This window comes from Nocardia sienata NBRC 100364 (assembly GCF_001613205.1).
Classification (GTDB): domain Bacteria; phylum Actinomycetota; class Actinomycetes; order Mycobacteriales; family Mycobacteriaceae; genus Nocardia; species Nocardia sienata.
In genome coordinates this window covers 59,264-72,070 of the sequence record NZ_BDBX01000015.1, presented here as the reverse complement: position 1 = coordinate 72,070, position 12,807 = coordinate 59,264, and the positions used below count along the sequence as shown (strand labels likewise).

At 66.8% G+C, this 12,807-nt stretch carries 11 protein-coding genes; 5 read left to right on the top strand and 6 right to left on the bottom strand.

Translation table 11 applies throughout. From position 1 onward, the window contains the following. Window positions 1–273: 273 nt before the first annotated feature. Window positions 274–1,014: a lysophospholipid acyltransferase family protein gene (locus tag NS4_RS10730; RefSeq protein ID WP_063059371.1), complete on the bottom strand. Its 741-nt coding sequence runs from the start codon at window positions 1,012–1,014 to the stop codon at window positions 274–276. A gap of 66 nt (window positions 1,015–1,080) precedes the next feature. After that, window positions 1,081–1,851: a lysophospholipid acyltransferase family protein gene (locus NS4_RS10725; protein ID WP_063059370.1), complete on the bottom strand. Its 771-nt coding sequence runs from the start codon at window positions 1,849–1,851 to the stop codon at window positions 1,081–1,083. 139 nt (window positions 1,852–1,990) lie between these two features. Here NS4_RS10725 and NS4_RS10720 point away from each other — a divergent pair, with 139 nt between their 5' ends. From NS4_RS10720 to NS4_RS10700, 5 genes are all read left to right on the top strand, one after another. Next, entirely contained in the window at window positions 1,991–2,926 is a 936-nt protein-coding gene (locus tag NS4_RS10720; protein ID WP_245665268.1) for a hypothetical protein, read from the top strand. Between the two features lie 44 nt (window positions 2,927–2,970). Beyond that, window positions 2,971–4,548: an MBL fold metallo-hydrolase gene (locus NS4_RS10715; RefSeq protein WP_063059369.1), complete on the top strand. Its 1,578-nt coding sequence runs from the start codon at window positions 2,971–2,973 to the stop codon at window positions 4,546–4,548. Window positions 4,549–4,561: 13 nt separating this feature from the next. Next, the gene (locus NS4_RS10710) at window positions 4,562–5,053 is read left to right on the top strand and encodes a GNAT family N-acetyltransferase (protein WP_218020335.1); all 492 of its coding nucleotides are present in this window, start codon (window positions 4,562–4,564) and stop codon (window positions 5,051–5,053) included. A 208-nt stretch (window positions 5,054–5,261) separates the two neighbouring features. Then, on the top strand, window positions 5,262–6,188 hold the full coding sequence (gene hemC / locus NS4_RS10705) for a hydroxymethylbilane synthase (protein WP_063059368.1): 927 nt from the start codon (window positions 5,262–5,264) through the stop codon (window positions 6,186–6,188). Between the two features lie 406 nt (window positions 6,189–6,594). Further along, on the top strand, window positions 6,595–7,200 hold the full coding sequence (locus NS4_RS10700) for a hypothetical protein (RefSeq protein ID WP_218020334.1): 606 nt from the start codon (window positions 6,595–6,597) through the stop codon (window positions 7,198–7,200). A 308-nt stretch (window positions 7,201–7,508) separates the two neighbouring features. Here NS4_RS10700 and NS4_RS10695 read toward each other — a convergent pair whose 3' ends face one another. From NS4_RS10695 to NS4_RS10680, 4 genes are read right to left on the bottom strand one after another with little or no spacing between them, the layout of a single operon-like run. Next, window positions 7,509–8,210, bottom strand: a complete 702-nt coding sequence (locus NS4_RS10695; protein ID WP_063059366.1) for a hypothetical protein — start codon at window positions 8,208–8,210, stop codon at window positions 7,509–7,511. Next, window positions 8,207–9,880, bottom strand: a complete 1,674-nt coding sequence (locus tag NS4_RS10690; protein WP_063059365.1) for an ABC transporter family substrate-binding protein — start codon at window positions 9,878–9,880, stop codon at window positions 8,207–8,209. The genes NS4_RS10695 and NS4_RS10690 overlap by 4 nt, the downstream gene beginning before the upstream one ends. A 43-nt stretch (window positions 9,881–9,923) precedes the next feature. After that, a complete protein-coding gene (locus tag NS4_RS10685; protein WP_084487099.1) occupies window positions 9,924–11,831 on the bottom strand; it encodes an ABC transporter ATP-binding protein in 1,908 nt (635 codons plus the stop codon). Further along, entirely contained in the window at window positions 11,828–12,793 is a 966-nt protein-coding gene (locus tag NS4_RS10680; protein WP_063059381.1) for an ABC transporter permease, read from the bottom strand. Before NS4_RS10680 ends, NS4_RS10685 begins: the two co-directional genes overlap by 4 nt. Between the last annotated feature and the right edge of the window lie 14 nt (window positions 12,794–12,807).

Sequence of the window (12,807 nt, the reverse complement as noted above, 5' to 3'; positions counted from 1 at the left end):
GGACTCGCGCCTTCGGCGCATGCGATGTGCGGTGGGCCGTTTATGGAGTACGACCTTCGATCACCTTCGGCCAAGGGGCGAGACGGGCCTCAACCCTTCGGGGTGTCTCGCAACACTCGACGCACTGGGGTTGCGCCTGCGTTCATCGGCCGGATCGGCATGGGGCCATACGCACTGCGGAACGCGCTGTGCGGTCTGGGCCGGCCACGCACACTCGGGGCGGGTACCCGACGGGCCTGTGCCCGGCCGCGCGCCGGCGGCGTATGCCGACACCTACGGGCGCTGGATCCGTCGCCGGGCGTATTCCTCGGCTTCCAGGACGGCGGCCTGCGCCGGCGTCGGGGCGCTGCCGCCCAACCGGGCCGGGACCCACGGCTGCCCGGCGGGCATCGGGTATTTCTCCTGTGCCGCTGTCAGCAGTTCGCTCATCCGGCCGCGTAGCGCGACGGTCACCTCGTCGACCGAACCTGTGGCGACCAGCGGTTCACCGATGCGGATGTGAACCGGGAAATTGTGCCGGCCCAATTGTTTCGGGAAACCTTTGGTCCAGATGCGATGTGCTCCCCAGATGGTGAGCGCAATGATCGGGACTCCCGATTCCAGCGCCATGCGCGCCGCCCCGGATTTGAATTCCTTCAACTCGAAACTGCGGCTGATGGTGGCCTCCGGGTAGACCACGACCAGTTCGCCGTCGCGTAACGCCTCGACCGCCCGGCCGAACGATTCCGCGCCGGCGGTCCGGTCGACGCCGATCGCCTTGCAGTGCTTCATGAGGAATCCGACTACGCCGTGGTCGAGCTCGGCTTTCATCATGAACCGCACATTGCGCCCCGACCGGCGCCCGACGACCCCGACCTCCATGAAATCCAGGTAGGAGGTGTGGTTGACCGCCAGTACCGCGCCCCCGGTGCGGGGGATATTCTCCTGGCCGCGAATATCGAGGCGCACCCCTTGCGCGAAGAGAACCGCGTGCGCCAGCCCGGCCAGGACATCGAAAACCGGCTCCCGCGCCATCGCAACTCCTGCTCACTACCCGGGGTTACCGCTGCTCTGCACCTATCCCGCCGTGGTGGATAGACGCTACTCCCCGGCGTCGTCGGAGCCGGTGAGTTCGGCCCGTCTCCGGGCGATCCGTTCCGCGACCTCGGCGGCGTCCATCGCGTCGGCTTCTTCCAGGGTAGGCGCACTGCCCCCGAGCCGGGCCGGAACCCAGTACGCGCCGGGTTCGTGGGTGTAGTTCTCCTGCAGGCCGTGCAGTAGTTCCTGCATGGCGGTCTTCAGCTCGGCGGTGAGCTCGGCCGCCGGTTCATAGGGTTGGATCGGTGTGCCGACGGCGATGGAAATAGGGGTATTGGTGCGGCCCAGCCGTTTCGGATGACCTTTCGTCCAGACCCGCTGGGCACCCCAGATGGCGATCGGGATGATCGGCACCCCGGCCTCGATCGCCATCCGGGCGGCGCCGGATTTCAGCTCCTTGATCTCGAAACTGCGGCTGATGGTGGCTTCGGGATATACGCCGACCAGTTCGCCGCGCCGCAGATAATCCACGGCGGCCTTGTACGAGTCCGCGCCCGCTGTCCGGTCCACCGGAATATGCTTGAGAGCTCGCATGATCGGCCCGGCGATCTTGTTGTCGAAGACCTCGCTCTTGGCCATGAACCGGATATAGCGCTTGGGGGTGCGCACCGGCAGGCCCGCATAGGTGAAATCCATGTACCCGGTGTGGTTGACCGCGAGTACAGCGCCCCCGGAGGCGGGAATGTTCTCATCGCCGGTGACGGTGAACTTCAGGCCCTCGAGAAAGAAGACGGTCCGGGCCAGCCCGATGATCGTCCGGTAGACGGGTTCCACAAGTCCGCTAGCGTAGTCGCTGCCATGATGACCGGCAGCGTCCGGCCCGCCGCGCGCGCCCCGGCCCGCCGGATCCCGGGCCCGCCGTGGTGCGGTCGGAACCGGTATCTCGACCGAACCGCTATGTACCGCAGGAAAGGTGATCGTCGAAGTGGAACGCGCCCGTCCCGTACCGTTGCGCCGAATCGGCCGGGTGACCGCCCGACGCGCCCGCGTCCGTGGTCTCGCCGCGGGGCTCGCGGTATCCGGAGTGCTGCTGGGCACCGGATGCGATTCGGTATCCGGAATCCCGGGTGACGACGTCGGCAGCCCGTCGGTGCACGCCTCCGAGGGCGACGCGCGCAGCGCCGGACAGCAGGCCGCATCCGCCGCGGCGCCGCCTTCGGCTCCCGCGTTGCCGCCGATTCCCGCCGACGCGCCCGTGGTCGGTGCGGTCCCCGGTGTTCCCGATGCCGCCCCCGCACTACAGCGGTTCGCCGCCGATCTGCGCTCGGCAGATATCGCGACCCTGCAGAACACCTGCTGGAGCATTCCGCCGCTCACCGTGCAGACCATGTACACCGACCGCGATGCGGTACTGAACGCGCTCGCCCAGCCGGGTACCGCGGCGGATGGCACGCTCACCTGGACCGACGGGATCACCACGGTCACCGTGGACGAACATCGGGTGGCCGCCGGATACGCCTGTGGCCGCGTGTTCCCGGCGGGTGTGGAAGCGGTCTACGACGCCGCCGACGCCCGGCACACCGTGCGCCGTTACCTGGCCCGGGCTACCGGGCAGCCGCTGGACCCCGCCGACCTGGAGGAGCAGTACCCGCTGGTCTGCGCGGCGGACCCGGCCACCTGGGATCCCGAGGCCACCGGCGCGCCCGTGGCCGCGCCGCTCGCCGGGAATCCCGGTACGCTCGGCACGATCACCGGATTCACCGATCAGCAGATCAGTTCCCAGCCGCTCACGACCGGATATATGGCCGTCGCGGTGCCGGTGACGAATGCGTCCGGAATCACGCAGAACCGGACATTTCTACTCGAACAGGGTGATGACGGCTACTGCATCGGGGACATTTCGTCCTGAAGCACTACCCTGGAGGGCCGTAAACGGTCAGGAGGAGCGAGCTCGTGCAGATCACCAGCGTCGGACATGCGGGATTCCATATTCGGACCGCGGCCGGTTCCATCCTATGCGACCCGTGGGTGAACCCCGCGTACTTCGGGTCCTGGTTCCCTTTCCCGGACAACACCCAGCTCGACTGGGACGAACTGGGTAACTGCGATTTCCTCTACGTGTCGCATCTGCACCGCGACCATTTCGACGCCGCGCACCTGGCCGAGTACGTGAACAAGGACGCGACCGTCCTGCTGCCCGACTACCCGGTCCCGGATCTGCGTCGCGAGCTGGAGAAGCTGGGCTTCCACAAATTCTTCGAGACCGAGGATTCGGTCAAACACAAGATCAACGGGTCCATGGGGATCGGCGGCGGCGATCCGGCCGCCGAGCTGGACATCATGATCGTCGCGCTGCGCGCCCCCGCGGACGGCCCGATCGGTGATTCCGGGCTGATCGTCTCCGACGGCGAAACCACCTGTTTCAATATGAACGACGCGCGGCCGGTCGATATGGACGTGCTGCACGAAGCCTTCGGCACGATCGATATTCATCTGCTGCAGTACTCGGGCGCCATCTGGTATCCGATGGTCTACGACATCCCGGCCCGGACGAAATCGAATTTCGGAAAACAGAAGCGGCAGCGCGGAATGGACCGGGCCCGCAGCTATATCGAGCAGGTCGGCGCCACCTGGGTGGTCCCGTCCGCCGGGCCGCCGGTCTTCCTCGACGACGAACTCCGCTATCTCAACGACGACCACGGCGACGAGGGCAATATCTTCCCCGATCAGATGGTCTTCCTCGAGCAGATGCGCGAGCACGGCCATGATCGCGGCGTGTTGATGGTGCCGGGTTCGGTGGTCGAGGTGCACGGCGCCGAACTGGAACTGGATCATCCTTACGATCCCGAGACCATCTGGCACGACAAGGCCGCTTACATCGAAAAGATGGCGCAGCGGCTGGCACCGGTGCTGGTGGCGGAGAAGAAGACCTGGGCGCCCGCCGAGGGCGAACCCCTGCTGGAACCGCTGAAGGCGCTGTTCGAGCCGATCATGGCGCAGAGCGATCTGATCTGCGACGGTATCGGCTACCCGGTCGGGCTCGTGATCGGCGAGGAGACCGTGGTCCTGGACTTCCCGAAGCGGGCCGTGCGCGCGCCGCTGGAAGGCGAGGGTAAATACCGATACGGCTTCCGGATCGCCCCCGAACTGGTGCGGACCGTACTGCGCGACAACGAACCCGACTGGGTGAATACCATTTTCCTGTCCACCCGTTTCCAGGCGTGGCGGATCGGTGGCTACAACGAATATCTGTACACCTTCTTCAAATGCCTCACCGACGAGCGGATCGCCTACGCGGACGGCTGGTTCTCCGAAGCGCACGACGATTCGGCTTCGGTGGAGGTGGCCGGTTGGGAGATCCAGCGCCGCTGCCCGCACCTGAAGGCCGATCTGTCGAAATTCGGTGTGGTGGACGGAAAGACGCTGACCTGCAACCTGCACGGCTGGCAGTGGGATCTGGAGTCGGGACGCTGCAAGACCTCCAAGGGACACGAACTGCGCTCCCGGAAGCTGTCCGAACCGGCCGGGTAGCACGGTGCGGTCGGTGGATATCCGGCCCAGATCCCTCGACGACCTACCGGCGTGTGTCGCGGCCCTGCGTCGAGTGCATGAGGCGGATGGCTATCCGGCAGCGTGGCCCGAGGACCCGGTCGGCTGGCTGAACCCGGCGAAGCTGGTCGACGCGCGGATCGCAGAGAGCGATGGCGCCGTGATCGGCCATGTCGGTATCGGCGGAAACGCACTCTCAGAGGCGGTTCATGCCGTTGCTCACGACCTCGGTGCACTGATCTCGGTGGTCCGGTTGTTCGTCGTGCCGTCGGCCCGGCGGTGTGGCACAGGCCGCGATCTGCTCGATGCGGCGGTGGAGATGGCGAGATTGCGCGGTCGCCGCGCGGTGCTCGATGTGGAAGACGGTGGCGTCGCCGCGATCTCGCTGTACGAGCGGGCAGGCTGGCAGCGAATACACAGCGGCCCGGGGGACTGGACGACACCGGACGGTCGAGCCGCGTTCCTGCATTACTACCTGAGTCCCTGACCTGCTCGGAACAGCCTGGTCGGCTCAGGGCAACCGCGGCAGCCGGGCGGTTGGATCGGAACAGCGTCGCGGTCGGCGTTCCGACCATCCGCATCGCTCTGGCCCGCAATCGCTGCCGCCCGGTGTCGGCCGTGACCGGGACCACTCCACGCTGAACTTCGCACCACCGCCCCTTCGGAGCGGATTTCCGCGGCGGTAGAGTCACGCCATGGCCTCGCGCATTATCCGGGTCGCGACCCGGGCCAGTCCTATGGCAGTAGCCCAAGCCGAGCAGGTCGCGGCCGGTCTGTCCGAGTTCGGTGTCGAAACCGAACTGGTGAAAGTGACCTCCGCCGGCGACCGCTGGATGGGTGATCTGGCGAAGCTCGGCGGCAAGGGGGCTTTCGTCAAGGAGATCGACGACGCGCTCCTGGAGGACCGGGCCGATCTCGCCGTGCACTGCCTGAAGGATATTCCCGGCGATATCCCGATCCCGGAAGGTATCGCGTTCGCCGGTTTCCCGAAGCGCGACGATGTGCGCGACGCGATCATCACCAAGGACGGCCGCCCGCTCGCCGAGCAGCCGCCGGGGACGGTGGTCGGGACCAGTTCGGTGCGCCGGGCGGCGCAGCTGCGCCTGCACTATCCGGGGCTGGTGATGAAGCCGCTGCGCGGGAACATGAACACCCGGCTGGAGCGGCTGGAGGACGGCTACTGCGATGTGCTGATCGCCGCCGTCGCCGGGATGTATCGCATCGGACGGCAGGACCGGATCACCGAAATACTGCCGCTCGAGGTCATGTGCCCGCCGATCGGCGCGGGCGTGCTCACCCTCGCCTGTCGGGCCGACGACGACGAGGTCCGCGAACTCGCCGGGCACCTCGATCATGCCGAGACCCGCCGCGTCGCCGATGCCGAACGCGCCATGCTGCACGCCCTGCAAGGGCACTGCAATTCCCCGATCGCCGGGGTCTGCGTGATCGAACCCACCGGTCGGCTGTCGTTGCGCGGCAAGGTGTTCGATCTCGAGGGCACCCGGTGGCTGGATTCGCAACATTGGGGCGTACCGGAGGATCCGCAGGCCCTCGGTTTCTTCGTCGGCTCCGATTTGCTGCGCCAGGGCGCCCGGGCGATCATCGATTCCATCCCGCACTGAGTTCGCCCGCGGACGCCGCGTACCGGAGGCCGGTCCTCGCCGAGAGTACCGAACTCGCGATCACTCAAAACTCTTCTCGCCGAATTTATCTCGCCTCTCGACACCGGATTCTCCCCCGGTCACCTCACCCCGAGGGTCTCGCAGATCCGCCCACGCCCGAAAATGGGTGGCGCGGAGGTGTGAGATGGGCAAGTCGGATGGGTTGCCGCAGTTGCTGCGGAAGCTCGCCGGTCGGATCGCGAAAGCGGCCACCGGCGGGGCCTCGGCGTCGGTGAAGCTCGAAAAGGACATTCTCGGAGTAGCGACCGGTCCTCATTTGCCGGCCGCGGATGCCGCACACGGTGTCACCTGGCAGCAGATCTCCCGCGAACCTCCCTCCCATCACAGCGGCGGGTCGACTCGAGTTGTGACCGGGCTGGGCGACGATATCGACGATATCGTCGCGTTCTCGCCCACGCTGACCGCCATGATCACCAGACTTCGTGCCGAAGGATGGCACGTCGGCCGGGCCGATACCGTGAGGGAGGGTGGCCGGCCCTTGGTGGTGGTGGCCCCCGACAGCGAAAGACCACAGGTACTGGTGGCCCCCCTTGTCAATCCCGGGCAGACTGTGGGGTCACTGTCGAGCGCCGTCGGACAGGCGCATCACCTGCTGGATCATCCGCGGCAGGACGTTCGTCGACCGCAGCCCGACGAGCGCTGGGAGGACTGGCGTGATGAAGCCCTCGCAAAGCACTTCGATCCCGACGCCGAAGGCTATCTCGCTGCCGCCCGCATTGCCCGAGAGATGGAGCGGGCCAATGGCCCGAGTATTACCGTGCCCCTCGGGCAAGCCCTGCGTCGAATCGACGATGCCCTCGAAGCCGGTGACGTGGACCGCGACTGGGCCGTGGCGGTGCTCGCCGAGGAGATCGGAAACCATCCCAGTGCGATTACGCCGGGTATTACGCGGCGGGAAGAGGCTGAAGCCACTTTGCGCACACTCTGGGACCTCGGCCCGGACGACCATTGATCGCCCCAAGGAGCAACAAGGAGAACGGCACTACCGTCGAACGGGGACTCGATCCGGTGGTCGACTCGAACTCTGAGCCCCATTCCGAGAAGTCGGCGCACGCGATCCAGCGGAGAGCGTACCGACGGTTCGCGACCAAGTCTGAGGTTCCCTTGAACGGTGGACAGGGGGTTTGCGGGTTTCCGGCGACACTCGTTCGGAGTGACTGCTCGTAACTGCCGTGGCATTGCATCCCGATCGCGAAGGGCCGTCGTCGAGCAGGTAGGCCGTTCGCGGGCGGTCGATCGGCCGCATCTCGTGTACGGCGTTCAGCTCGGGTCCGACCCGCGGACGGCGCTGAGCCAGGTCGCGGTTGCGGCCGCCACGCACATGGCGGCGATGAACGCCCCGGTTCCGCCACCCATCACATACAGCCACAACAGCGCGACGAACGGGGCGGCGACCGCCGGCTGGGCGTCCAGCAGCAATCGGCGGGTGACCTTCGTGGTGGCGACCGCCCGGGTCTGCGCTTCCGGGTCCACGCGCGTCGGATTGTCCACCAGGCGGCCGGGCGGTTCGCTCCCCCGGGCCCGGCCGGCCGGTAGCACTCGGAACTCGTGCTGTGGTCCACCGGGCTGCCGGGTGCCGGCGGGTTCTGGCCGCAGCACGATCCGCCGCTCGCTCAGCCGGGCCATACCACCGGTGAAACCGATCAGCTCCGGGGTGAAGTACACCGGCAGCCAGCGGTCGTCACCGTGGCCGCGCAATTCCAGCCAGGAACGGCTGACCAGCTGATACTCCTGTCTCACTCGCCGTACCGCCACTGTCGCGGAGCTCTCGGCTCCGGACCGCACCACCCCCAGCGCCATGGCGAACCGGTATCCGCTGTATCCCACGATCCCCGCCCCGACCACCGCCAGCGCGCTGAACTGGTCCGGATCGGCGAACGGCGCCCACGCGGTGAGTACCGCGAGGGCGCCGATGGTCACGCACAGCGGATAGGCCGGCGGATGGCCTATCCGGGAGCTCACTTCAGGAAACCGATTTTCGTGTAGTCCAGGGAGGCCAGTCCCGCGGCGCCGTAGTTGGCGAGGTTGTCGCGGACACCGATGTTGCCGGCCGACTGCACCAGCGGGATCGAATGGCCTTCGGCCCAGATCGCCTGGTCCACCTGATTGGCCAGTTCGATGGCCTTCTGGGGGTCGAGTTCGGTGAGGGTCTTCTCGATGAGATCGTTCAGTTCCGGGGAGCCGATGCGGCCGTAATTACCCTGCAGGTTATCGGGGTAGTAGCCCCAGATCTGCGGGATGCTGCTCAGCGGGAACGCATCACCGATCCACACCCACTGACCCACGTCGAAATTGCCGGGCTGGATGTTGTCGGTGAAGAATCCGGCGCCTGGCTTGGTCTCGATGACCAGTTCGATGCCCACCTGCCGCAGGTTCTGCTGGATGATCTGCGCGACCTGCACCCAGGTCTTGTCGTTGTACATGACATCGCGGATCACCAATTTACGGCCGTCCTTCTCCCGGACGTCCCCGTTCAGTGTCCAGCCCAGCGCATCGAGTTCCTGCTTCGCGGCCTCGGGATCGAAGGGCAGGCTGTTGTCCTGATAGCCTTTCTGGCCCTGGATGAAGATGTGGTTGTTCAGCGGTTGCGGATCCACTACCAGGCCGTTTTGCATCGCCTTGGCGATTCCGGCGCGGTCGATCGCCTTGATGATCGCGACCCGCAGTTTCGGATCCTCCAGCAGCGAGCCCGGGGCGCCGTTGAAGGTCAGGTGCGACCAGCTGTTACCGGGAGCGCGCCGGATCGCCACGCCGGGGGTATTGCGGGCGGTCTGCATATCGTCGCGGGTCCCCAGGCCGACGGCATCGATCTCGTTGTTGGCCAGCGCCGGCACCATCGCTTCGCTCGACAGCACGCTGTAGGTGATGGTGTCGAGTTTCGGTGTCGCACCCCACCATTTCGGATTACGGCCGAGTACGATCCGGCCCTGACCGCGGTCGGTGGACTGGACGACGAACGGACCCGCGGTCTTGCCGGGGGCGTTGCGCCAGGCCTCGTTGAACGCATCCGGTGTGGCCGTGGCCTCCTTCGGCAGCAGCATGGAGTTACCGGCGAACTGACCGGCCCAATCGGCGTAGTGGCTCTTGAAGGTGATGATCGCCTGGCGGTCGTCGGTACCGCGTTCGACCTTCTCGACCCGGTCGAAACCGTTGGTGTTGCCGATGAGGAACTTCGGATCCTTCCCGCTCATCGCGTTGGCCTGGGAAGCGATGTCCTCCCAGGTGATGGGGGATCCGTCGGACCACACCGCCTTGGGATTGATGGTGTAGGTGACCCGCTGCGGCTCGGTATCGGTCAGTTCGACGTCGGTGAAGAAGTCGGTGTTGACCGAGATCGCGCCGGCCGCGTCGGTGGTGAACGCCCGCGGCATCATCACGCGCATGATGCTCGCGGATTCGGCGTCGCTGTCGATCTGCAGCGGGTTCCAATGCTCCGGGAACGAGGTGGCGGCCAGTCGCAGATTCCCGCCGTCGCGCAGTTCGCTCACATCGTGCGGGTTGATGTCGTTGACCGTGCCCAGTTCGGCGACCGCGCCCTCGGGAGCCCCCGCGTCGTTCGCCCCACAACCGGCCGCGAGCAGGGCGACGGTGCACAGCGGCACCGCGAGCCTCCTCAGTGATCGAATCCTCATGGCCGTTCATCCTTCCTGCCGGTGGGTCCGGAGAACACGTCCGTCAACCCTCTACCACGGGTACGGGCACGGCATCGATCAGCGATCGCGTGTATTCGTGGCCCGGATCGCCGAAGATCTGCTCCGCCGGTCCCGCTTCGACGATCTTGCCCCGGTACATCACCGCGATATCGTGGGCCAGATTGCGCACCACGGACAGATCGTGGGAGACGAAGAGGTAGGACAGTCCGCGTTCGGCCTGCAGGTCGCGCAACAGATTCAGCACACCCGCCTGGATCGACACATCCAGCGACGACACCGGCTCGTCGAGCACCAGCAGTTCGGGGTCCAGGGCCAGCGCCCGGGCGATACAGATGCGCTGCTTCTGGCCGCCGGAGAAATCGCCCGGATAGCGGTCGGCGTGTTCGGGGCGCAGGCCCACCTGCCGCAGCAGGTCCGGTACCCGCGCAGCGATCTCGGATTTCGGCCGCTTCGCGATCCGCATCGGCTGGGAGACGATATCGGAAACAGGCAGCCGCGGATCCAGTGAAGCCGTGGGGTCCTGGAACACGATCTGCAGTTTGCGGCGCAGTTCCCGGCGCTGCGCGGCGCTGAGGGTGGCGGTATCGCGGCCCATGATCTCGATGGTCCCGGCCTGCGGTTTCACCATGTCCAGGATCTGGGTCAGCGTCGTCGATTTACCCGACCCCGATTCACCGACCAGGGCCAGCGTACGTCCGGCGCGGACCTCGAAACTGATCCCGTCCACGGCGCGGACCTCGCCCTTGCGGCGGCGCAGGATCACCCCGGAGGTGATGGGGAAGGTCTTGACCAGATCCGTCACCTTCAGCACGGGTTGTGGATCGGTCGCGGGGGCAGGCGCCGGTTCGCCGATCTCGCGGCGGTAGGCGTCGAACAGGGCCGCCGAACCGACCTCGTCGGTACGGATGCAGGCTGCGCGGTGGCCCGGAACAGTCTCGGCCAGCGGCGGTTCCGCGGCGCGGCAGTCCTCGATCGCGACCGGGCAGCGCGGCGCGAACGAACACCCCTGCGGCAGTGCGTGCATGGCCGGCGGCGCGCCGACAATGGGGATCAGCGGTGCGCGCGGCGGTCCGTCCATGCGCGGGATCGAGCCGAGCAGCCCGACGGTGTAGGGCATCCGGGGGCTCCGGAAGACCTGCGCGGTGGTGGCGGTTTCCACGATCCGGCCCGCGTACATCACGGCCACGCGATCGGCGAGGGTGGCCGCGATACCCATGTCGTGCGTGATCATGACGACGCCCGCGCCGGTGATATCGCGCGCTTTGCGCAGCAGGTTCAGGATCTGCTTCTGCACCGTCACATCGAGTGCGGTGGTGGGTTCGTCGCAGATGATGAGCGCCGGATCGTTGGCGATCGCCATGGCGATGACCACTCGCTGGCGCATACCACCGGAGAATTCATGCGGGAAAGCCTTCGCGCGCAGCTCCGGGTCGGGGATACCGACCAGGTCGAGCAGTTCGACCGCGCGTTTCGCCGCTTCGGTCTTGCTCAGGTTCCCGTGCGCGAGTAGCGCTTCGGCGACCTGATCGCCCACCCGGTACACCGGGGTGAGCGCCGAGAGCGGGTCCTGGAACACCATGCTCACCGCACTGCCGCGCAGTTTCGACAGTTCCCGGTCGCCGAGGCCGAGGAGTTCCCGTCCGCGCAACCGGATCGAACCGGTGACCCGGGCCTGTTCGGGCAGCAGACCCATCACGGCCAGGGAGGACACCGATTTACCCGACCCGGATTCGCCGACGATCGCCAGGACCTCACCGTCGGCGACGGTGTAGTCCACGCCACGGACAGCGTCGACGCGGCCTTCTTCGCTGGGGAACGAGACACGCAGATCCGATACCTCCAGCAGGGGCGCGCGGCCCTGGCCGGAACCGGGTTCACCGGGTACGGCCCGGTCCGCTGCCGATTGCACCGTCGTGGTCTCTCCGGTCATGTCCGCGCTTCCTCCGCCTGCCGGGACTTCTCCGCAGCCTTGCGAGCCCTGCGCGACGGCCGGGACCGGGCGCGTTGGGCGCCCGGATCGAAGGCGTCGCGCAGGCCGTCGCCGACCAGGTTCGCGCACAGCACGGTAATGATCAGCAGACCGCCCGCGAAGAGGAACAGCCACGGATAGGTCATGGCGGAACTGGTGCCGTTCGCGATCAGCGTGCCCAGCGACACATCCGGCGGCTGCACCCCGAAACCGAGGAAGCTCAGCCCCGTTTCGGCCATGATCGAGGCGCCGACGGTGAGCGTGGTGTCGATGATCAGGATCGAGGCGATATTCGGCACGATATGGGTGAGGATGATCGTCCGGGTCGGCGCACCCATATAGCGGGCGGCCCGGACGAATTCGCGTTCGCGCAGGCTCATGGTCAGCCCGCGCACGATCCGCGCGCTGATCATCCAGCCGAACACGCTGAGCAGGATGATCAGCAACACGATCGAACCGCTGCCCTTGGTACGTGGGGCGAACAAGGCCACGATGATGAAACTCGGCACCACCAGCAGCAGGTCGACCACCCACATGATGGTCCGGTCGGTCCAGCCGCCCAGCAGACCGGCCACCGCGCCGGTGACGGCGGCGATGGTGGTGGAGAACACGGCCACGCACAAGCCGATGATCAGCGACTTCTGCAACCCGCGCAGAGTCTGGGCGAGTACATCCTGGCCGATCTCGGTGGTGCCGAAGGGATGCTGGGGACTCGGCGGTTGCAGCAGGGCGGTGTAGTCGATGTCCTGATAGTCGTAGGGCAGCAGCGACGGCAGTAGGAAACTGGCCAGGAACATCAGGATCAGCACCGTGGCGCCGACCAGCGCGGGTTTGTTGCGCAGGAAGCGGCGCAGGATGAGTTTGCGCCGGCCGGAGGCGGCCGGCTCGGGCGCGCCCTGGACCAGGATCTCGGTCTCATTGATACTCACGCTGTGTC